The 22,829-nt window shown below is 33.2% G+C and carries 18 protein-coding genes; 6 read left to right on the forward strand and 12 right to left on the reverse strand.

The window, feature by feature from the left end:
• Positions 1–3: 3 nt before the first annotated feature.
• Entirely contained in the window at positions 4–3,738 is a 3,735-nt protein-coding gene (locus DMB68_RS00845) for a metallophosphoesterase (protein WP_110344794.1), read from the forward strand.
• A gap of 42 nt (positions 3,739–3,780) precedes the next feature.
• Here the strand turns inward: DMB68_RS00845 and DMB68_RS00850 are convergent, their stop codons facing one another.
• On the reverse strand, positions 3,781–4,647 hold the full coding sequence (locus tag DMB68_RS00850; RefSeq protein WP_110344795.1) for an SdiA-regulated/phytase-like domain-containing protein: 867 nt from the start codon (positions 4,645–4,647) through the stop codon (positions 3,781–3,783).
• A gap of 15 nt (positions 4,648–4,662) precedes the next feature.
• The gene (locus tag DMB68_RS00855) at positions 4,663–5,715 is read right to left on the reverse strand and encodes a hypothetical protein (RefSeq protein ID WP_110344796.1); all 1,053 of its coding nucleotides are present in this window, start codon (positions 5,713–5,715) and stop codon (positions 4,663–4,665) included.
• A 96-nt stretch (positions 5,716–5,811) separates the two neighbouring features.
• On the opposite strand from DMB68_RS00855, the gene DMB68_RS00860 reads away from it, so the two are divergent.
• The 3 genes from DMB68_RS00860 (at position 5,812) to DMB68_RS00870 (ending at position 12,204) form a co-directional block, all read left to right on the forward strand.
• Positions 5,812–6,723: an ABC transporter ATP-binding protein gene (locus tag DMB68_RS00860; protein ID WP_110344797.1), complete on the forward strand. Its 912-nt coding sequence runs from the start codon at positions 5,812–5,814 to the stop codon at positions 6,721–6,723.
• 2 nt (positions 6,724–6,725) lie between these two features.
• Positions 6,726–7,562, forward strand: a complete 837-nt coding sequence (locus tag DMB68_RS00865) for an ABC transporter permease (RefSeq protein ID WP_110344798.1) — start codon at positions 6,726–6,728, stop codon at positions 7,560–7,562.
• 121 nt (positions 7,563–7,683) lie between these two features.
• Positions 7,684–12,204 carry a T9SS type B sorting domain-containing protein gene (locus DMB68_RS00870; protein WP_110344799.1) on the forward strand — a complete coding sequence of 1,507 codons (4,521 nt, stop codon included), beginning with the start codon at positions 7,684–7,686 and terminating at the stop codon, positions 12,202–12,204.
• Positions 12,205–12,292: 88 nt separating this feature from the next.
• On the opposite strand, the gene typA is transcribed toward DMB68_RS00870, so the two are convergent.
• Positions 12,293–14,089 (reverse strand): translational GTPase TypA, encoded by a 1,797-nt coding sequence (gene typA / locus DMB68_RS00875; protein WP_110344800.1) that lies wholly within the window; start codon positions 14,087–14,089, stop codon positions 12,293–12,295.
• 383 nt (positions 14,090–14,472) lie between these two features.
• Between typA and DMB68_RS00880 the strand changes: the two genes are divergently transcribed.
• Both DMB68_RS00880 and DMB68_RS00885 read left to right on the forward strand, forming a co-directional pair.
• Positions 14,473–15,966: a PAS domain-containing sensor histidine kinase gene (locus DMB68_RS00880; protein WP_231131556.1), complete on the forward strand. Its 1,494-nt coding sequence runs from the start codon at positions 14,473–14,475 to the stop codon at positions 15,964–15,966.
• Positions 15,967–15,969: 3 nt separating this feature from the next.
• Entirely contained in the window at positions 15,970–16,377 is a 408-nt protein-coding gene (locus DMB68_RS00885) for a response regulator (protein WP_110344802.1), read from the forward strand.
• Positions 16,378–16,444: 67 nt separating this feature from the next.
• On the opposite strand, the gene DMB68_RS00890 is transcribed toward DMB68_RS00885, so the two are convergent.
• The 9 genes from DMB68_RS00890 to DMB68_RS00930 all read right to left on the reverse strand — a co-directional run bounded on the left by DMB68_RS00890 (position 16,445) and on the right by DMB68_RS00930 (position 22,784).
• A complete protein-coding gene (locus DMB68_RS00890) occupies positions 16,445–17,503 on the reverse strand; it encodes a nucleoid-associated protein (protein ID WP_110344803.1) in 1,059 nt (352 codons plus the stop codon).
• Positions 17,504–17,546: 43 nt separating this feature from the next.
• Entirely contained in the window at positions 17,547–17,906 is a 360-nt protein-coding gene (locus DMB68_RS00895) for a four helix bundle protein (RefSeq protein ID WP_110344804.1), read from the reverse strand.
• A 114-nt stretch (positions 17,907–18,020) separates the two neighbouring features.
• Positions 18,021–18,560 (reverse strand): IS1096 element passenger TnpR family protein, encoded by a 540-nt coding sequence (locus DMB68_RS00900; protein ID WP_110344805.1) that lies wholly within the window; start codon positions 18,558–18,560, stop codon positions 18,021–18,023.
• Between the two features lie 167 nt (positions 18,561–18,727).
• Complete coding sequence (locus DMB68_RS00905; protein ID WP_110344806.1) at positions 18,728–19,327, reverse strand: HPP family protein; 600 nt, start codon at positions 19,325–19,327, stop codon at positions 18,728–18,730.
• Between the two features lie 92 nt (positions 19,328–19,419).
• Positions 19,420–20,697: a chloride channel protein gene (locus DMB68_RS00910; RefSeq protein WP_110344807.1), complete on the reverse strand. Its 1,278-nt coding sequence runs from the start codon at positions 20,695–20,697 to the stop codon at positions 19,420–19,422.
• 187 nt (positions 20,698–20,884) lie between these two features.
• Positions 20,885–21,274: an SMU1112c/YaeR family gloxylase I-like metalloprotein gene (gene gloA2, locus DMB68_RS00915; protein WP_110344808.1), complete on the reverse strand. Its 390-nt coding sequence runs from the start codon at positions 21,272–21,274 to the stop codon at positions 20,885–20,887.
• Positions 21,274–21,849 carry a sugar O-acetyltransferase gene (locus DMB68_RS00920; RefSeq protein WP_110344809.1) on the reverse strand — a complete coding sequence of 192 codons (576 nt, stop codon included), beginning with the start codon at positions 21,847–21,849 and terminating at the stop codon, positions 21,274–21,276. Before DMB68_RS00920 ends, gloA2 begins: the two co-directional genes overlap by 1 nt.
• A 2-nt stretch (positions 21,850–21,851) precedes the next feature.
• Positions 21,852–22,310 carry a YciI family protein gene (locus DMB68_RS00925; RefSeq protein ID WP_110344810.1) on the reverse strand — a complete coding sequence of 153 codons (459 nt, stop codon included), beginning with the start codon at positions 22,308–22,310 and terminating at the stop codon, positions 21,852–21,854.
• Between the two features lie 15 nt (positions 22,311–22,325).
• A complete protein-coding gene (locus tag DMB68_RS00930; protein WP_110344811.1) occupies positions 22,326–22,784 on the reverse strand; it encodes a DinB family protein in 459 nt (152 codons plus the stop codon).
• Positions 22,785–22,829: the final 45 nt, after the last annotated feature.

The raw sequence follows: 22,829 nt of genomic DNA on the forward strand, positions 1-22,829 counted from the left end.
ATTATGAAATTGTTTTTTGATAATCATTTTATTGCTAAGATTAAAAATTTTTCTTTCGCAATATTCACAGCCTTAGTTATAATTTCCTGTGCAACGCATAAAGCGCAATACGGAAAAAATGTAAGTGCAGGTGAAACACAAAACGCAACTGATACCATAAAAATTGCACACACGTTTTATTTAGTTGGTGATGCCGGAAATGCCGATCAAGTGCAGGCTCAGCAAACTCTGGAACTACTACATCAAAAACTTAAAAAGTCAAATAAAAAAGCGACTTTATTGTTTTTAGGAGATAATATTTATCCAAAAGGTTTTCCTGCAAATGGCGAAGCTTCAGAAATAGCTTTAGCAGAAGAAAAACTTATAAATCAATTAAAGTTAACCAAAGGATTTAAGGGAAAAACAATTGTAATTCCGGGCAATCACGATTGGTACAGCGGAATCAAAGGCCTGGAACGTCAAGCCGATTTTGTAACCAAATATTTAAACGATAAAAAAGCGTTTCTGCCTAGAAAATCGTGCGCGATTGAAGATGTGAAAATTGACAGTACTATAACATTAGTAACTGTAGACAGTGAATGGTTTCTGGAAGATTGGGATGATCATCCTACTATAAATGACAATTGTGATATTAAAACCAGAGAAGATTTTTTTGATGAACTGGAAAATGTTTTGAATAAAAATCAGGAAAAAACGGTCGTTTTAGCTATTCATCATCCTTTAATGAGCAACGGATCGCATGGTGGTCAGTTTTCATTAGAAAAACAATTGTTTCCTTTAGAAAAAAAGATCCCGCTTCCGGTAATTGGATCATTTATCAATCTACTTAGAAAAACTTCAGGAGCGAGTCCCCAGGATCTTCAGAATAAACAATATACTATTTATTCAAAACGCATTAAAACACTATTGCAAAAACAAAAGAATGTGATTGTTGTTTCGGGGCATGATCATAATCTGCAATATATCAGTAAAGAGAATATCAGGCAAATTATTAGCGGTGCAGGTTCAAAATCTGAAGCAGCAAGGGCTATTAACTCAACTGATTTTTCATACGGAGGAAATGGTTACGCAACCCTGACTTTATACAAAAGCGGTGATGCAAAAGTGGCTTTTTTCGGAAATGAAAATAATAAGGAAAAGATGCTTTTTGAGCAGGAAATTATAAAAGCCAAAGAATTTAACTGGGCTTCAGAGGCTTCTAATAAATTTCCGTCAACCATTCAAACTTCGATTTACACTCCTGAAATGACAGATAAAAGTAAGTTTCATAAATTCTTATTCGGAAAACATTACAGAACGTATTACAGTATGCCCATTGAAGCCAGAATAGCGACAACTGATACTTTAATGGGAGGTCTGAAACCTATTCGGGAAGGAGGAGGTCATCAGTCTGTTTCCTTAAGAATGTCTGACTCAAAAGGGAGAGAATATGTGATGCGCGGGATGAAAAAAAGTGCAACAGTTTTTTTGCAATCTGTTGCTTTTAAAGATCAGTATGTTGTGAATGATTTTCAAAATACATATACTGAGAATTTTTTACTGGATTTTTACACTACGTCTCATCCGTATGCACCTTTTGTAACAGCCAGTATGTCGGATCAGATAGGGCTTTCGCATACTAATCCAATCTTGTATTATATTCCGAAACAGGAAGGTTTAAAAGAGTTTAATTCAAACTTCGGAAATCAGTTGTACATGGTTGAAGAACGTCCTGCGGATAACCATCTGGATGCGAAAAATTTTGGAAATCCATCTAATATTATCAGTACTGATGATATGATGAAAAATCTTCATAAGGATGAGAAATACACCGTTGATGAAAAGGAATACATAAAAGCAAGGTTGTTTGATATATTGATTGGCGATTGGGACAGACACAGTGATCAATGGCGCTGGGGCGAATATAAAAAAGGAGATAAAATTATTTACAAACCAATTCCGCGTGATCGTGATCAGGCTTTTGCAAAATATGACGGAGCTTTACTTTCTCTTTTAATGAATATTCCGGCGCTTCGTCATATGCGTACTTTTAAAGGTGATAAAATCAATGTAAAATGGCTTGGAAGAGAACCTTATCCAATGGATTTGGCTTTTTTGAGAACGGCAGAAGAAAAGGACTGGATTACACAGGCTAAATTTATTCAGGAAAATTTATCAGATGCTGATATTGATACTGCTTTCAAAAACATGCCCAAAGAAGTTCAGGATGAAACGGTTGAGGACATCAAAAATAAATTGAAAAACAGAAAAAAAGACCTTCAAAAATATGCTTCCAGGTATTTTGATGTATTAAGTCGCACGGTAATGATTGCAGGAACTGATAAAAAAGACAAGTTTGTGATCAATCATAATGCGAAAAAATCTATTGAAGTACAGGTTTTCAGAGTGAAAAAAGAAGGGGATGAGTTAGTTTATACCAAAACAGTAGCTGATGCGAAAACCAAAAATTTGTGGGTCTATGGGCTTGATGATAATGATATATTTCAGGTAATTGGTAATCAAAAATCAAAAATCAAGATTCGTTTGATCGGCGGTCAAAACAATGATACTTATACTATCGAAAATGGTAAAAAAGTTATTGTGTATGATTTTAAATCAAAAGAAAATACTTATAACTTAGATTCAAAAACCAAAACGCAGCTTACAGATGATTATGATACCAATTTGTACAATTATGAAAGGCCAAAGTATAATGTAATTGCCGGACTTCCAAATATTGGGTTTAATCCGGATGATGGTGTAAAAGTTGGGATAAATTTAAATTATACGGTTAATAATTTTAAGCAGAACCCCTATACGCAAAAACATACTTTTAACGGGTTCTATTATTTTGCAACCGGAGGATTAGAATTTAATTATGCTGCACATTTCCCGGGATTGTTAGGGAAATGGGTTATTGATGTAGATTCTCAATATACAACGCCAAATTTTGCTATGAATTATTTTGGATATGGAAATGAAACGGAGAACGATGATAAAGACTTTGGGATGGATTATAACCGGGTTCGCATTAGAAAGTTTAGTGCTGCAGCTGCAATTAGACACGTAGGGCGTTATGGAAGCGAATTTAGTGTACAGCCGATTTTTCAAAGAATGACAGTTGAAGAAACAGATGACAGATTTATTGATTTGCCGGGAATAGTAAATCCAAAAGTATTTGATAGTCAGAATTACGGAAGTTTAAAAGTAAAATATGTTTTTAAAAACGCTGATTTTGTTGCTAAACCAACCTTAGGAATACATTTTATGATTTCGGGTATGTGGACAACGAACTTAACCGATACAGAGCAAAATTTTCCAACATTAGAAAGTATTTTAGGTTTTACACATAAAATTGATCACAACGGAAAATTAGTTTTGGCAACTTATTTTAAAGGTAAAGCCGTTTTAAACAATAATTTTAATTTTTATCACGGTGCTTTTTTAGGAGGGGACACTGATTTACGCGGTTATAGAAACGAGCGCTTTTTAGGAGATTCATACTTTTCTCAAAGTACAGATTTAAGATTGAGCATTGGTAAAATTCATCGTACGGTTGCTCCGTTAACATATGGAATTCTTGGAGGTTTTGATTACGGAAGAATTTGGCTTGACGGAGAAAATTCTAAAAAATGGCATCAGGATTATGGTGGTGGATTATGGTTAAATGCAATAAACATACTGACTGCGAGAATCTCTTATTTTCAGTCGCCGGATGAGCGTGGAAGAGTGGTTTTTGGAGCGGCATATAGCTTCTAAGAGAATCAACGCAACAAAGATTTTTCCACATCTTACATAGAACTATTTCAGTTTAAACTCATAGACATTCCCGCCTACTTTGTTTGTTTTTTCATCGGCGATTAATAAAGTATTATTGTCTTTAAAAACAATGGCTTCTTTTTGCGAAAAATGATCTAAACTAATTTCTGTCTGAGTTCCTTTATGATATAAATCACCGGAGAAATCTTTAAACAAAACTATTTTATCGTGGCTTAATAGAACAACTTTTTTTCCATCCGGGCTAATGGTAGCACTTGTTAAAACACAATGATTGTAGTTGTTGCAGGTTTTAAATTCGCCTATTTTTACCGCTTTTTGAGTTCCTGAAGCGTTTTTAATTTTGTATATAAAAGCGGTACCGTCAAAACCTTTACTTCTGTTTTTGGTAAAAAGATAAAAGTAACCACCTTGTTCAAAAAAACTTTCAACATCATAGAATAGCTCTTTTTTCTTTGGCGGAAATTCAGTTTGTTCAGGATATGAAAAAGAAACTTTATATTCTGAAACGGCATTTTCTTTATTTAACTCGCCTTTGGCTACTTTGTAAATACATAAATCCTGACGTTCATTATCGTTATTGCCGAAATCGCCAATATAGATATTTCCTTCCTTGTCTTTCGTAATATCTTCCCAGTCTGTATTGACAGCATTGGTAATTGCAATGGTTTTTTCTAATTTTCCTTCTGAATTTATGGCGTAAATTTCATTTTTGTTACCACTATCCTCCAAGGTATAAATCAAATTGGTTTCCGGAAAATATGTTATTCCTGAAACTTCTTTTAACTTTTTCGGAAGTGAATAAAGCGTTTTTAAATCAGTATCAGTATTGGATTGTTGCTGGCAAGCTAATAAAGCAACAGAGGTTCCAAGTAAAAAAAACTTTTTCATAAGATTATATTTTATTTAAACCAGATTAGTGTTTTTAAAATTACGTGTTATGAATTCAAATGCTGCATACATAATATGTCCCATTGATTTGGCATTTTTAAATTTCATATCATTAGTATAACGGTATAATTCCATTTTTAGCTGATTCAGATGTTCTTCTGTTGAAATGGTATCGTGACACATTATGTTTAATAATTTTTTAATTCTGTTTTCGGCAGAGTGAATACGCTTTGCCAAAATAGCGCGCTCTTCATCTTTATACTGAAAAATAGAACGTTCTTCAAGCTTATCCTTTATCAGTTTTATCATTGGATAATTTTCCTTGAAAAACTGCGGGCGATATACCTTAAAATTGCCTTCATAACATTGCTGATCAAAATCTATTGGACGGATTTTGTAAACCACCTGATCAAAATCATGAATCGGGACAATTACATAATTATAGGCTCTCATGTCGCCCAATAACCGAATCATGCAACGCTCATTAAATTTCACAAACTCTTTTGCAATTTGTGCTTTTTCAGTTTCAGTACATTTTTCCAGCAAAGTATCCATAAAAACATCACCCGGAATCCCGATAATATGTTCTTCGATTAAAGTATCGTTGTAAACCAGAAAATTGATTTTGTCAGGAGACAGAATGTCTTCTAATTCCAGTCCGTAAATTCTGGAAGCATCCGCTTTTTTGATGTAAAAGTGAACATAATTGTCGTTAAGGATGTTTCGGACCTTAATTCGGAAAGGTTTTGAGTTTCCAAAAGTGCAATAGTCAATTGCATCAACATTGAGATACTGAATAATTTCACTGTTTCCATCAGAATGCAGAAGCGAATAGATTTTTTTGAGGTTCAGGTCAATTTCATTTCTTTCAAATTCATTGTAATAAACCCTGATCCATAAAGTGTCAACATCATGCTTATCATATACGTTTACAGAGCCCGAAAAACGCAATAAATCATCATAAAACACAGAAACTTTTGAGATCCGTTCATATCGTTCCAGATAACTTAAAAGGGATTGTGTTAAAGGGTAGGAGGGCTTTTTTAACAGCATTAATGGCTCGCTCATTTTCAATATCTTTAATGCAAATTTACATTAATTTATATTCAGGAGTAACAAAAAGAAAGTTGAAACGTCTTACTAAAAACTAAAACCGAAATAAATTTGGAAACCATACTTACAATTGAGAATCTTCATAAAAGATATGGGCGGATTCAGGCCCTGAAAAATATATCTTTTGAAATACAAAAAGGACGCGTTTATGGGATTTTAGGCCCAAACGGAAGCGGAAAATCAACAACTTTAGGAATTGTTCTGAATGTTGTGAACCGGACATCTGGTAATTATAGCTGGTTTGGCGGAAAAATGCAGACTCACGACGCCTTGAAAAAAGTGGGTGCTATAATTGAAAGACCTAATTTTTATCCTTACATGACTGCTGAAGAAAACCTGAAGCTGGTGTGCAAAATAAAAAGCATTGATTATTCTAAAATTAGTGAAAAGCTTGATTTAGTTGGTTTGACAGAAAGAAAGAATAGTAAGTTCAGTACTTTTTCACTGGGAATGAAGCAGCGTTTGGCAATTGCTTCGGCACTTTTAAATGATCCTGAAATTTTAATTTTAGATGAGCCAACGAATGGTTTGGATCCACAGGGAATTCATCAGATTCGCGATATTATTAGAAAAATCGCTTCGTTGGGAACTACCATTTTATTGGCTTCCCATTTATTGGATGAAGTCGAGAAAGTATGTTCGCATGTGGTTGTTTTGCGAAAAGGAGAGATGCTGTATTCGGGTTCTGTAGACGGGATGTCTGCAAATGAAGGTTTCTTTGAAGTTCAGTCTGAAGATAATGAAGCTTTGAAATCCGTTTTAAATGAACATTCGGCTGTTGACAGGATTACTGAAGAAGAAGGAAAAGTTTTGGTTTATTTAAAATCAGAGTTATCAGCTTCAGAACTAAATCAGTTTTTATTTTCCAGAAATATTGTACTGAGTCATTTAGTAAGACGAAAAAACAGTTTAGAAGCCCAATTTTTAGAATTAACCAAAAACGCCAGCGTTCAAAATAATTAACCATGAACAGACTTATCTCTATAGAATTTCAAAAAATCTGGAAAAATAAAGCCAGTAAAGTATTAACATTAACTTATTTCATTTTACTTTCATTTATCGCTTTAATTGCGTCAATAAAATTTGATTTGGGAATTTTTAAATTCCATTTAGCTGAAATGGGGATTTTTAATTTTCCGTTTATTTGGCATTTTAATACGTATGTTGCTGCCTGGCTGAAATTTTTTCTGGCGATTGTAATCGTTTCTATGATGGCAAATGAATATAGTTATGGAACTTTGAAGCAAAATTTGATTGATGGTTTAAGCAAAAAAGAATTTGTATTGTCTAAATTCTTTACGGTTGTCGTTTTTGCTTTTTGCTCTACAATTTTCGTTTTTGTAATGAGTCTCATTTTAGGACTTTGTTTCTCATCTTATACAGAATTCGGAATTATTTTCACGGATTTGGATTATCTCTTAGCCTTTTTTATAAAACTAACAGGATTCTTTTCTTTCTGTTTGTTTTTAGGAATTTTAGTAAAAAGATCCGCTTTTGCATTAGGTTTTCTTTTGGTTTGGAGCATACTTGAAGGGATTGCAAAAGGGCTTTTAATATTTAAAATCTTCCCGGAAAGTACTATTGGCTATACAATTATGAAATTCTTTCCATTAGAGGCAATGTCAAATTTAATTGTTGAACCATTCACAAGATTGTCTGTGATCAAAACCATTGGTACCCAAATGGGTGTTGAAAATGTTAAAGATTATAGTGTTGACTATTTTTCAGTTTTAATTGTAATGGTCTGGACTTTCTTATTTGTTTACTTTTCATATAAGTTGTTGAAAAAAAGAGATTTGTAGCGTTATTGATAATGTAGTTTTTTTCAGATTATTTGAATATATTTAGAGAAATAACTTTGTAAAAAGGGGTAAAAAAATATTTTGATTTTAAAAGTAATCTAAAAATTATTACTTTTAAAATATGCTAAAAAATATACTTTTATATCTTTCATTGCTGTTATTACCATTTTTGAGTTTTTCACAATTTAGTAAAACTCATTATATCCCACCAGTGGTGGCTTCCAGTGGTGTGCCAGTAGGTGAGCAGTATATTTATATTTCAACCCCAAGTTTAACTCCGGTTAATTTTAGTATAAACGAAATTGGAGGAGTAACTACTAAAGGAATAGTTTCCAGGGATACTCCTTATATCTTTGATATTAACGCACACAATGCGAATCAGCTTGTTCTTGAAGAATTTGAAGTAAGCAATATTCAATCTAATCGTGGCTATACTATTGAGGCAGGAGATGTTGTGTATGCGACAGTTAGAGTTATTGACAGAACAGGGAATCAGGCAAGTGAAATAGTTTCTAAAGGGTTAGCTGCATTAGGAACTCAGTTTAGAATTAGTGGTCTTACCAATAAATTAAACGAAGGTTATTCAGACAGACATTTAACATTTGCATCTGTTTTAGCAACTGAAAATAATACAGTAGTCAGTTTTAAAGATATCAAAACAGGTGCGGTTTTGATAAATAATGTTCTTACAGGAAACTCACTACCAAATATTACTTTAAATAGTGGAGAAAGTTATACTATTGCAGTCCAGGGCCCTACACCAATTAATAATGATGCGCTGATTGGAGCGTTAATTACTTCGAATAAACCTATTGCTGTCAATTGTGGTTCGTTTGCCGGATCTAATGGAGAGGTAAGGAATAATATTGACTTAGGTATTGATCAAATTGTTTCTGCAGAAAGAACCGGAACTGAGTATGTATTTATTAAAAGTACAGGTTCAGAAAACGTAGAAAAAGTGATTTTAATAGCCCATGAAGATGATACCGAAATATTTTTGAATGGCTCTGCAACTCCGGATTACTCTATTGATGCGGGTGAATATGTTTCGCTTTTAGGTTCATATTATAATGTTCAGGGTAATTTATATGTACGTTCCAGCAAAAATATTTTTGCCTATCAAAGTATTGGCGATGCTGTAAGAGGAGATGAAGCTAATCAGGAAATGTTTTTTGTACCGCCCTTAAGCTGCCAGACTCCAAAATCCATAGATAATATTCCTTCGATTGAGTCAGTGGGGAATCGTGTTTTTAAAGGCAGGGTTACGATTACAACAAAAAAAGGTTCAGATTTAAATTTTATAATTGATAAGGTTCCATACACTTTAGCTTCACTACTTCCAGAAGTAAAGGTTTTTGGACCAAGTGCCGTTACAGGCAATACAGAATATGAATGCTATGTTCTAACGGGGCTAAAAGGAAATGTCTCGGTGTTTTCGACTTCACAATTGTATTTGGCAGCTTATGGAAGTGATGATGCAGCAACATTTGGGGGATACTACTCAGGTTTTACTTTTAAACCGGAAATTAATTTTCAACAATTAAGTGTAACCCAATCAGGCTGTATTCCTAATGTCAGACTTAATGTAAGTTCCGTGGCTGGATTTGATGTATTTGAGTGGTATTTTAATGATGTCAAAATTCCAGAAGCAGTTTCAAATTCATATTCACCAACGCAACCCGGATATTACAAAGTAAAAGCGACGTTGTCCGCCTGTGGTACAGATTTCTTCTCTGATGAAATTCCGGTTAGTGATTGCCCGACAGACATGGATAATGATAAAGCAAATGATAATATAGATCAGGATAATGATGGGGATGGGATAACGAATTGTACTGAATCGTTTGGAAATAATCCTGTAGATATTTCTACTCCAAGTTCTAAAAATATTTCTATTGGTACATATACTAATTCATTCACAGGATCTGTTACCACTTCAATGACAGCCAGCAGTATTCCTTTTTTAGGAAATACTGACGGAAGTTTTATTAGTGAAGTACCTGCAGGAAAAACCAATTGGGTAAAGTACACGATGAATTTTGCTCAACCGGTCTCAGTTGGACTGGATTATATTACTGCAGGAAATACTGCTGATTTGCTGAATTCTACTGCTGAATATATTGTGAATTCAGAAATCAACAAAACAATAACCGTATTAAATCCAAACAATCAATTATTGATTGATACCAATTATGACGGTTTTTATGAAAGCGGTGTAACTGAGTTTTCATCCTTTGAAATCCGTTTCAGGTTAAATGGTGCTGTTCCATTAGCACCCGGAACCGGAACTTTTAAGTTTTTAACGAATCAGTCTAAAATGATTAGTTTTAAACATCAAAATTTATCCGACACAGCTGCAAATAAAACATCCTTAAAGTTTTATTTAGCTTGTGTTCCTAAAGATTCCGATGGCGATGGAATTTCAGATCAGTTAGATTTGGATAGTGATAATGATGGTATCCCGGATTCAGTTGAAGCACAGGCTACAAACTTAAAAGTGGTATCTAATGTAGATGCCAATCACGATGGAATTGATGATGTTTATGGAAACGGGATAACACCAGTGGATTTCGACAATGATACTATTCCTGATTATTTAGATTTGGATAGTGATAATGATGGAATTTACGATTTGACAGAATCAGGAAGTAATGCCGTAGATACAAATTTTAATGGTGCAATTGACGGGAATAATTTTGGAAGAAACGGATTAGCAGATTCTGTAGAAACTACTCCTGAAAGTGGAAAACTAAATTACAGTATAACAGATACTGATTCAGATGGTGTTTATAATTATTTCGAACTTGATAGCGATGATGATTTATGTCCGGACGTTATAGAAGCTGGATTTATTGATGTTAATAATGATCGTTTTTTGGGAGCAGTTTCTCCTGTAGTAAATAGAAATGGGATTGTTACAAGTGGAATTGGTTATACAGCTCCAAATTTAAATTATGTGATTGCAGCCCCAATTATTATTGACAAGCAACCAGAAAATAAATCGGTTTGTGAACTACAGAATACAGTTTTTACAATCACGGCTGCATCGGTCACAGGTTATCAATGGCAGGTTTCAAGAAACAATGGTGCGATCTGGACTGATTTAGTTAATAATGTAACTTATTCAGGTGTGAATTCGGCATCCTTAACAGTATCTGATGTTTTGAAATCGATGAATACTTATCAATACAGAGTGTTCTTGAACCGAGCAGGAAATTCATGCGGATTATATTCTAATACTGCAACTTTGACAATATTAGCATTACCAATAATCAATTCACCGATAACTTTAGTGCAGTGCGATGATGATACAGACGGTATTTCGACATTTAATCTGACACAGAAAAATAATAGTATTTCATTAAATTCGGCTTTAGAAAGTTTTAGTTATTATAATACTAAGGTAGCTGCCGAATCAAAAGATAATTCATTATTAATTGCAAATCCTTTAGCTTATAATACTTCTGATAAAACAATTTACGTGCGTATTGAAAATGCAAATGGCTGTTTTACTGTATCACAATTGAATCTTGTTATTTCTGTGACTCAAATTCCGAATAGCTTTAAAATTGCAGATTTTCAGGTATGTGATGATTTTGTAAATGGAATTAGTACAGATACAGATGGTATTTCGGGGTTTGATTTTAGTAATGTAACACAGCAAATCAAAAATACTCTTCCGGCTTCTGCATCAAATTATACTGTAAGTTATTATAAAAATGAAACTGATTTTCTTGCGGAAACAGATGCTTTGGGAAAATCATTAGAGATTACAGATATTTCAAATTATCGAAACACCGGATATCCAAACAATCAAAAAATTTGGGTAAGAGTAGAAAATTCTTTATCTAATGATTGTTTTGGATTTACAACTTTTAATTTAATCGTAAATCCATTTCCAAGTATAGATTTAAACACTGACGGACTGGAAAATGAAATTGTCTGTAACAATCTGCCGGAATTTATGGTGAAGCTTGAAGCAGGGATTAATGATGGTACACCAATAAATAATTACACATATCAATGGTATTTGAATGGAGATGTAATTTCTGGAGCAACAACTTATTTTGTAGAAGTTAATAAAGAAGGAACCTATACTGTTGAAGTGAAAAATACAAATAATTGTTCCAGAACCCGAACAATAAAAGTCGTGGCATCAAATATTGCTGATATTACAGCTGTTAAAGTTAAGGACCTAAGCGAGTATAATTCGGTTTCAATAGATGTAGCAGGACCTGGGGAATATGTTTATAGTATTGCAGATTCAAACGGACCATATCAGGATTCAAATTTATTCGAAAATGTTCCTGTTGGTTTTCATACCGTTTACATTAAAGACTTGAATGGATGCGGAATTGCTGAAAAAGAAATTGCAGTTCTTGGAGTTCCAAAATTTTTTACTCCAAATGGAGACAGGCATAATGATGTATGGAAAATCGAAGGAGTAAGCGCGGATTTCTTTTCAAAATCTATCATTTATATTTTTGACAGGTATGGTAAAATGATCACGCAAATTTCTGGCTCTGGTTCAGGTTGGGATGGCACATTTCAGGGAACTCCGCTTCCGGCAGATGATTATTGGTACACTGCAAAATTTGAAGATGGCCGTGAAGCAAAAGGACATTTTACTTTAAAAAGATAACATTTTAGATTCAATAAATGGTGTAAAAAAAAATCCCAAATTCCATTTTAGATTGGAATTTGGGATTTATTATATTGAACTTTAGAAATTAGAATTTAAATCTTTTTCTGTCAGTTTCTGTTAAATAGATTTTTCTCAAACGAATAGATTTTGGTGTAACCTCTACATATTCATCTTTTTGAATGTATTCTAAAGCTTCTTCTAAAGAGAAAATGATTGGAGGAATAATTCTCGCTTTTTCATCAGCTCCTGAAGAACGAACGTTAGATTGTTTTTTCTCTTTAGTTACGTTTACACACATATCATCAGCACGAGAGTTTTCTCCAATTACCTGACCTTCGTAAATTTCAGTATTTGGTTCAACAAAAAACTTACCACGATCTTGTAATTTATCGATAGAATAAGGAATTGCTTTTCCTTTTTCCATAGAAATCAATGAACCTTTGTTACGTCCGGCAATTTCTCCTTTGTAAGGCTCATATCCTATAAAACGGTGTGCCATAATAGCCTCACCAGCTGTTGCAGTAAGTAATTGGTTACGCAATCCAATAATTCCACGTGATGGTATATTGAATTTTACAATCATACGCTCACCTTTAGTTTCCATACTCAACATTTCGCCTTTGCGAAGTGTCACGAATTCAACCGCTCTTCCTGAAAGATTTTCTGGTAAATCGATTGTTAATTCCTCAATTGGCTCACATTTAACACCATCAACTTCTTTGATGATAACCTGTGGCTGACCGATTTGTAATTCGTAACCTTCTCTTCTCATTGTTTCAATAAGAACAGATAAGTGAAGTACACCACGACCAAAAACCATGAATTTATCAGCAGAATCAGTTTCACCCAGCTTCATAGCTAAGTTTTTCTCTAATTCTTTTGTTAATCTTTCTCTAATATGACGTGAAGTTACAAATTTACCTTCTTTACCAAAGAATGGAGAGTCGTTAATAGTAAACAACATACTCATTGTCGGCTCATCAATAGCAATAGATGCTAAACCTTCAGGGTTTTCATGATCAGAGATGGTGTCACCAATTTCAAAACCTTCAACTCCAACAATAGCACAAATATCTCCGGCAATTACTTCTGTAACTTTTTTACGTCCAAGACCTTCAAAAGTATGTAATTCTTTAATTCTTGATTTTGTTATAGTACCATCTCTTTTTACTAAAGATATTGGCATACCTTCTTTAAGAACACCTCTTTCAAGACGACCAATAGCAATACGACCTGTAAAAGCTGAGAAGTCTAAAGATGTAATCAACATTTGAGGAGTTCCTTCAGAAACTTTAGGCGCAGGTACATTGTCAACAACCATATCTAATAATGCTTCAACATTATCAGTTACATTTTCCCAATGATCAGACATCCAGTTGTTTTTAGCAGAACCATAAACTGTTGGGAAATCCAACTGCCATTCTTCAGCTCCTAATTCAAACATTAAGTCAAAAACTTTTTCGTGAACTTCTTCAGGAGTACAGTTTTCTTTATCAACTTTATTGATAACTACACAAGGCTTAAGACCTAAATCAATTGCTTTTTGTAATACGAAACGCGTTTGTGGCATCGGACCTTCAAAGGCATCCACTAGCAAACATACACCATCGGCCATGTTCAATACACGTTCTACTTCACCTCCAAAATCGGCGTGGCCAGGAGTGTCAATAATATTGATTTTTGTTCCTTTATATTGAACAGAAACGTTTTTAGAAGTAATAGTAATACCTCTCTCACGCTCTAAATCGTTATTATCAAGAATTAAATCACCTGTATTTTCGTTGTCACGAAATAATTGACAGTGATACATAATTTTATCAACCAAAGTGGTTTTACCGTGATCGACGTGGGCAATAATTGCAATGTTTCTAATAGATTCCATCTGTGATTTTTAATGGGTGCAAAGGTACACTTTATTTTGATATAAAAAACGTTTTGGAGATAGTTTACGTAATGCCAATGAATTAGTTTAACGAAATGGTAATAATTCTATCGATTTAAAAGTATTTCTACTTGGTTGAATTTGGTTTATTTGCCTATATTTGAGTAATGAAAAGTAAACCCAAACAAATTACACTGATATATATTATCACTTCGTTATTTATGGCTATCTTATGTCATAAATTTCTAGTTTACTACGCTTTAAAAACAGAGTTTTTTTATTTTAGTTTTATAAAGGATATCTTTTTTATCTTTTTTACAGGGCTTATTTTTAATTATATTTTATCCAAAAATGAAAGTAGAAATATTTCCATTTTAAAGAAAATGCAATTAACTAATCAAGAGATTAAGGAATCTAATGAGAAGTATGATATAGTTGCAAAAGCTACAAGTGATACTATATGGGACTGGAGAATTCAGGAAGATTACATCACATGGAATAAAGGAATCGAAAATGTTTTTGGATATAAGCAGGGAGATGTAGGCGCAACTTCCAAATGGTGGTTTGATAAAATACATCCCGAAGACAGCATCAAAATGTCTGTTAAATTATATTCTTTTATTGAACAAAAGACCGAAAAATGGCAGGATCAATATCGTTTCAGATGTGCTGATGGTACTTATAAATATGTTTTAGACAGAGGTTTTCTTTTAAAAGATGAAAACGGTAAAGCTGTCCGAATGATTGGTGCTATTCAGGATATAACAAAACAAAAAGAAGAAGAACAGAGACTTAAGCTCTTAGAAACAGTAATTACACAATCTAAAGATTCAATTTTAATTACCGAAGCAAATTCGACAGATGGAAAAATTCCAAGGATTGTTTACGTAAATCCCGCATTCACGAAGATGTCCGGATACGAATCTGATGAGATTTTGGGACAATCCCCCAATTTATTTAAAGGACCTAATTCTGATTCTGAAGCCTTAAAAAAAGTATTAAAAGCAATTAAGGATGAAAAAGAATGTTTAATTGAAACGGTAAGTTACAGTAAAAGCAAAACAGAATATTGGGTCCGGTTTTCAATGATTCCAATTTTTACTGCTGAGGGTGTTTTGTCACATTGGATATCAATTCAGCAGGACATTACTGAAGAAAGAAAATTAGAAACCGAAAAAGAACATTTAATCCGTGAATTGACCCAAAACAATAAAGATTTAAAACAATTCTCTTATATAACTTCTCATAATTTAAGAGCTCCGTTATCTAATTTAATGGGATTGTTAAATTTAATAGAGGATATTCCTGTCGAAAATACGGAGATGGAGGAAATATTGAGTGGTTTTTATAAGTCTACTCATCTCCTTAATGAAACAATTAATGATTTAGTAAAAGTTATCATTATAAAAGATAATCCCTCAATGCAGAAAGAAATGGTTTCTTTGGCTGAAGTTTTTGAAAATGTATTTGGTCAGTTATCCTTTCAAATAGAAGCACATAAGCCAATCATAAAACTTAAATTGGATAAAGTTCCTTTACTTAACACAAATAAGGCATATATTGAAAGTATATTACTAAATTTGTTGACCAATTCTATAAAATATAAATCGGAGAATCGAAAACTAAAAATTTCTATAACCGCTGAACAAATTGATCGCAGCGTTTTTTTAACATTTACTGATAATGGAATTGGTATTGATTTAGAAAGAAACGGTGATAAAGTTTTTGGATTATATCAAAGATTTCATAATTATCCTGATAGTAAAGGTCTTGGTTTGTATCTTGTGAAATCCCAGGTTGAAACTATGGGAGGAACAATTAGTGTTGAAAGCGAGGTAAACAAAGGAACCTCATTTATGATAACATTTAAAAATTAATTTATGCTGAAACAAATTTTATGTATTGATGATGATCCTATTACATTAATGCTGTCTAAAAAAGTAATTGCAAAGGCAGGGTTTTCTGAATTAATCATTACAGCTCAAAATGGTGAAGAAGCATTATCGTATTTTAATACTTTAAAATATAGTAAAGATCAGTCTGTAGAAAAGCCACAATTAATTTTTCTGGATTTAAATATGCCTGTCATGGGAGGCTGGGAGTTTTTAGATCATTTTATAACTCCTGATTATGATGAATTCAATACTATAAATGTTGTTGTTTTGTCTTCTACAATTAACCCTGAAGATTTAGCCAAAGCAAAAAAATATTCTATTATTATTGACTTTCTTTCCAAGCCTATAACGTTACAAATGCTTGAATACCTGAAAAATAAGATTGAACTATAAAAAAACGGCAATTAGTAAGTAATTGCCGTTTTTTTGTTTAAGTAAGTAATAGAAAATGAATGACTTCTTAGCTTTTTTCTTCTTTATTGAAATACACTAAGTAGTAATACATTTGTTTTTCTTCGTCCCATCCTTTTTCAACAAATTTCTCTGCGCTTTCAGGATTGATAAAATCCATTTTAATCTGAATATGGGTATCCAGATTGATGACGTTTTTAATCGATTTTCTGGCGTCAGAAACTGCTGCATTTGCAATAGGGAATGAGGTTACATCTTCGATGCTGTATTTTTCTCCTTTATCGACTTTATAGTTTTTAAATTCAGGAATTAAGTCAGGGTTATCTAATACTTCATTCAGGAAATTTTGCTCTTCGAACTGATCATTTTTAGCGAAATAGTTCACTGATCGGTTCATGAACATTACTTCTTCTTTCTTGTCTTCTGCAGGCAAAACAACGTCTTTTGCGAAGTTTTGACAGAATTTCAAATATTTTTTAGTAATGAAATTTTCATCTTCAAAAGCATCAACAGATAAAAAATGCTCTAACCAATAACGGGCATCATAGCGGTTGCTGTCGACGGTAAGGATTTTGTATCCTTCTTCTTTTTTGTAGTTGAAAATCAGGCAGCCTTTATCTAATTTACTCAGGTTGATACCCTGTTGCAAAATCATTTCAAGATTACTGTCTTTTTCTTCAAATTGTAAAAAGTCAGCCTGTAATTCACTTTTAAAGATTCCGATTGCATCTACAACATTATTGTCGATACTTAAATTAGTCAAATAGGTTATATAAACCTCTCCATTTTTAATGTGCGGATGATTAGATTGTTCAAATAAATGCGTAGTAATTTTTTTTGAAATTTCCTGTAAATTTCCAGGATTAGTAAAAATCTCAGTAGCATATTTAAACATGTCGTTATAGTCCAAATCGACTTCGTGCGCAAACTGATAATAGTTTTCTTCTTTCTCTCTAAAAGGTTTGAAAAAATACTCTTTTATCAAGGGTACAATTTCATCATTTAAATTAAAAGGCTGTTCCGATAAAAAAATCGCTTCGTTTCGGCTTTTGTTTCCTACGCGATGTATCGCAAGCGTCTCGATGTGGGTATTGAATAAGTTGATCATTTATTTTAAGTTGGGAGTGACATAGTAACAAAGAGAGAAAGGGTTATTTGCGTTCTTTTAATTTTTTTATAAAAGCACTTAACATTCGCTCTAATTCTCTGCTTTCTCCGTTTGTTTTACTGAATTGATACTCGGTTATATATTTTAGATTGAATGAAATTTCAAGCTGAGTCTGCATTTCGAATAAGGATGAAATAGAAATATTTAAGAATCTTAATAATTCAGAATTTCCATTTCTGCCATATCCTTCAGCAATATTACTTGGTATTGATATTGAACTTCTTCGAATTTGTGAAGATAATCCATAAATTTCTTCTTTCGGAAATGAATTTGTTATTTGATAAATCTCAGTTACGAGATTCATAGATTTTTGCCAGATCAAAAGGTCGCGAAAAGTTTTCATATTTTACATTTAAAAAAAAATATAAAAATAATAAAAATCCTATAAAAATAATATTCGCATTCAAAGGAAAACCTTTGCAACTTTGTCACTCTGTATCTTTGTCACTAAAAAAAATTAATTCCAATTCTCCTCAAAACCAAAATCTTCAAAGCTGTCGTCACCTTCGAACATGTCTAGATCGTCTTCGTCAAGATCATCTTCAAATTCGCCATAGATATCGTCATGCATATCCGCTTCAAAGCTTTTTTCTCCAGCTTCATCTGGCATTTCTCCGTGCGAAAACAAAGTTTCAGGGTAAGTTGCGCCAACAGTTTCTTCTTCAACAGCTGCTAATTCTACTAAGAAAGTCCACATACTGATGAAATCGTAAACGTATATAATTTTAGTATTTTCTTTGTCTAAAATACTAGACAATGGATAATCATTCATAGTTCTCATTTCACCCGGAACATCACCGGTATCAAAAAGCGGAATTTCATCCTCCTGATTCCAGGTGTCATCGCAAGTGTAAAAGGAAGCTACTTCTGACCCGTCAAAACCAAAAGCATTGAAGATTGCATTGTGTAAATCTTCAAGTGTATCGTCTTCAAGAATGGCGATGTCTCTGAATATATCTTCTTCGGCGTCCAGGATTACTCTAAATTTATAAACCATAATCTTTGTTTTTATTGAGAGGTCAAAGGTAAAATATAAAAAACGAAATACGAATTAGGAATTGCGATTTGTTGAAAAGATTTTTATAGTAAGACAGAGTTAAGTTGAGGCCCTCATTAGATTGGTGTCTCAGGCTTGGTTCAGCATGAATTTAGGTTTATTTGAATTTATTTTCTGCTCAGTCTCTTTCGAATCTTATGATAATGTTTATGGTAGGTACTATGACTGGGATATGTTCTGCTGGATGTCATGTTGTTGAAAATTAATGCTGTGAATAGCAAAATAAGAACACCAATTAGCACAGGAGAAAGCACATACATATAGCCCAAATCTTTTATTTTATCAGAGCCAATAACAGCAATAAGAGCTGTTGCGCCTCCGGGTGGATGTAGTGTTTTGGTAATCTGCATTAAAATGATGGCAAGCGAAACAGCAAGCGGAGCGGCAATCCAGATAATATCCGGGGCAAGTTTATGAACAGTAACACCAATAAATGCTGAAACTAAATGGCCGCCAACCAAATTTCGGGGCTGAGAGAACGGACTCTGAATAATTCCGTAAACCAAAACACTCGATGCTCCAAAAGAACCTATTAAATAAACCGCATCATTTCCTGAAAAGTGAATAGACTGAATGTAAGCCAAAAGTCCAATCCCGACAAAGGATCCTAAAAATGACCAAAAATGTTCTTTATAATCAATTAAAGTTTCTTTATAAAGAATATAACGTGTTTTACGATATCCCCTTTTTATTTTTTGAACAGGCATGTTTTGAACTATTAATTTGCTTAAAATTTAGCGTTATGTTTTTTAATACATTTTGCTGAATATTGTAAATCTTTTAACCTTCAGAATTTGTATTATTTTATTAGACTTGGTGAATAACTATAAACTGTATAAGGATAAATCGTTTTTGCGGTGTATTTAGAAATTAAGCAAACAACTAAAATTGGGAAAAATAAAGTGTAATCATTTGTTAATCCGCAAACTAAAAATATTGCTGTAAAAGGAGCATGAATACTGGCACTTAGAACAGCTGCCATTCCGATAATCATAAAGTTAACAGGAATTACATGAACCTGAAAAAAAGTATTTAAAACTGAAGCTAATAATAATCCTAAAAAAGCACCGATAAAAAGACTTGGTGCAAAAACTCCTCCATCACCCCCTGATGCTAATGTTATAGAAGTGACAATTGGTTTAAGAAGTAATATTCCAAGAAAAGTTAAAGCCAAAGTGAGTGTCATTATTTGATTTGGGGCAATGAAACTGGTTTTAATAGCGTGATAACCTTCGCCGTATAATTGCGGAAAAATAAATAACGAGATGCTTAAAACCGCAGATCCTATTATGATTTTGTAATAATGAGTATCTATTTTTCCAAATTGAGATTTAAAAAATAAAACGCATCGGGTTAAATAAACCGAATTCATTCCGGCCAAAATTCCCAAAAGAATAAAATAAGGGATTGCTTTTAGATGCCAGGTAACAATTGAAACGGCAAATAAAGGCTGTTCTTTTAAAATTGTAAGCAAACCAAATGCAACTGAAACCGCAATTAAATTTGAAATGATAAAAGCCCGTGTCACTTTTCTGGAAATCACTTCAAGTGCAAATAAAATTCCGGCAATCGGGCTGCTAAAAAGCGCCGTAACTCCCGCAGCAACACCTGCGCAGATTAATTCTGTTTTGTATTGACGGAAAACATTTTCTTTTTCGTGAGCTACAGAGCCAATTGTTGCTGTGGCTACTACTGTAGAAACTTCAATTCCAGTAGAACCTCCAAAAATAACCGTTAATAATCCGTTTATAAAGTGGGACGGAATTTTATAAGAAGGAAGGTTTTTTGATTTAGAACCTGTACTTTCAAAAACCTCCTTAATGCCTTTGTTTTCCTTTTTCTTAAAAAGATATTGTCTCAGAAAATAAATTACTGATAAGCCGAAAACCGGAAAAATGATATAAAAAACCGGATTTACAGATACTTCGTGAAAGAAGATTTCTTCATAATATTCAGTGATTCTTTTAAGTGAAATTCCGAGGAAGGCAGAAAGAAAGCCAATTAATACAGAAACAATAACTAATTTTCGAAACTTAATAAATTGATGATTTTTTTTGATTTGCGCCGTTTTGTTCATCAGAGTATAAATTTTTTGTAGATCGCATTTTTTATGCGGATTACAAAATTAGAGAATCAAATTGGGTTTTAAATAAAAAATACTCACTATATTATGTTAAAATTACGAATATAGGAAAAATCTTTCAGTGTGTTTTTGTTAGCATAGCGATGAAATATCTCACATGAATATATGCTTTTGAAGAGAATTATCTTTCATAAAATTCAATCGGCAGTAAATCGGGATCCGTAATAAAAGTAAAACGTTTTTCAGTCGTTTCATCAATTCTTACAGGTTCTGATGATATGTTTTTGGAATTTAAAAAAGCAATTGTTTCATTTAAATTAATTACTTCAAAAGCCAAATGGCGTAATCCAACGGACTCAGGCCGTGAAGGTCTTTTTGGCGGGTTTGGAAATGAAAATAATTCGACAATATAAGTGCCGTTGAGGGCTAAATCGAGTTTATAGGATTGACGCTCCTCGCGGTATATTTCTCTAATTATGGTTAAGCCCAAAACTTCGGTATAAAAAGTTTTAGATTTTTGATAATCAGAGCATAAAATAGCAATGTGATGGACTTTATTTAAGGTAAGCATTATATTTTTGATTCAGATTTTTGATTTAATTTACGAATAACCTTAGCCGGGTTTCCTACAGCTAATGAATTGTCCGGAATATTTTTGGTAACAACCGATCCGGCTCCAATAACACAACCTTTTCCGATAGTTACGCCTGGACAGATTACAGAATTACCGCCAATCCAGCAATCATCACCGATTGTAACCGGATAAGCATTTTCCAATGTTTTTCTTAATTCAGCATCAAGTGGGTGAGATGCAGTGTAAATCTGGACGTTTGGTGCAATAAATACATTTGACCCGATATTTACAGGTGCACAGTCCAAAACAACGCAATTCACATTGAAATAAACATTTTCTCCACAGAAAATATTATAACCGTAATCGCAATGAAAAGGAGGTTCTATATATAATCCAGCTCCAGCATTAGGAATCAGTGCTGCCAAAATTTCTTTGGCTTTTTTAGTAACCCGATATTCTTTTACATTTAAACTGTGCAAAAGATTTTTTGCGGCGCGACGACCTTTAAGTAATTCCGGATCAAAAGCGTTGTAGTATTCACCAGAGATCATTTTTTCTTTTTCTGTTTTCATAATTACATTTTCGTTCTGGCAATTTTGTCATGAATTTTTAAAGTTTCCTGTAACGCTGCGGTAGCATACCAAGGCGTTAATTCGGCTTCCAGTAAATTGGCTTTTATGGCCGGATCTGTTTCTACTAAGGCTTTTGCTTCTTCAATTGTTTCTACATTAAAAACATAAATACCACGATAATTTCGGTCGTTTTTCATAAAAGGCCCGGCTACTACCAGTTTTCCTTCTTTTGCTAATTTATTGATGTTAGCCATATGGCCTTCAAACAACTTTTTGCTTTCTTCTTTAGATGCCGTTTTATTGGTTCCCGATTTTAAAAGACAAAAAACGTATTTCTTCATTCCGTATTCGTCTGCATTCAGGGATTTGGCAAGCTTCTCATCAAACTTAACCTCAGTTTCTTGTGAAAAACTAATTAAGGCGAATAGAAAAAATACTAAAATAAAAAGTGAATTTTTCATGATGTTATTTAACGATTAAAGCATTTTCTTCAAAATAACAATCTGCCCCAAATGATAAACATCATGCTGAATAATTCCGTGAATGTGTTCGTAATAGGTATGGCCATTATTCGGATATATTTTTGCTAAATCTTCATCGTTAAAATCTTCAAAAAAAGTATTCCATGCTTCTTGTGATTTTGCCAGCGTTTGAAGTGATTGTGCCCACGCAGCTTCAGACGGATCTATAACCGGAACAAAATAATTATGGTCTGGTGTTACAATGGTTTCTCCCTGCATACGCTGCAAAATGTTTCTTCTCCATTGAATCAAATGATTGACAATTTCCCAAATCGTATTAAGATTAGGATTTATTTTTCTGTAAGCCTGCTCGGCAGTTAGGTTTTCTAATGTATGGGACAAAGTAACTTCCAGCCACGGATTTCCGTTATAAATGGATTGATACAGATTTGAAATTCTCTTACTTTCTGACATAATTGAAGGTTTTTGCTATTCTTAGCTAAGATACAAATAAGTATT

The organism is Flavobacterium hydrophilum, assembly GCF_003202405.1.
GTDB lineage: Bacteria > Bacteroidota > Bacteroidia > Flavobacteriales > Flavobacteriaceae > Flavobacterium > Flavobacterium hydrophilum.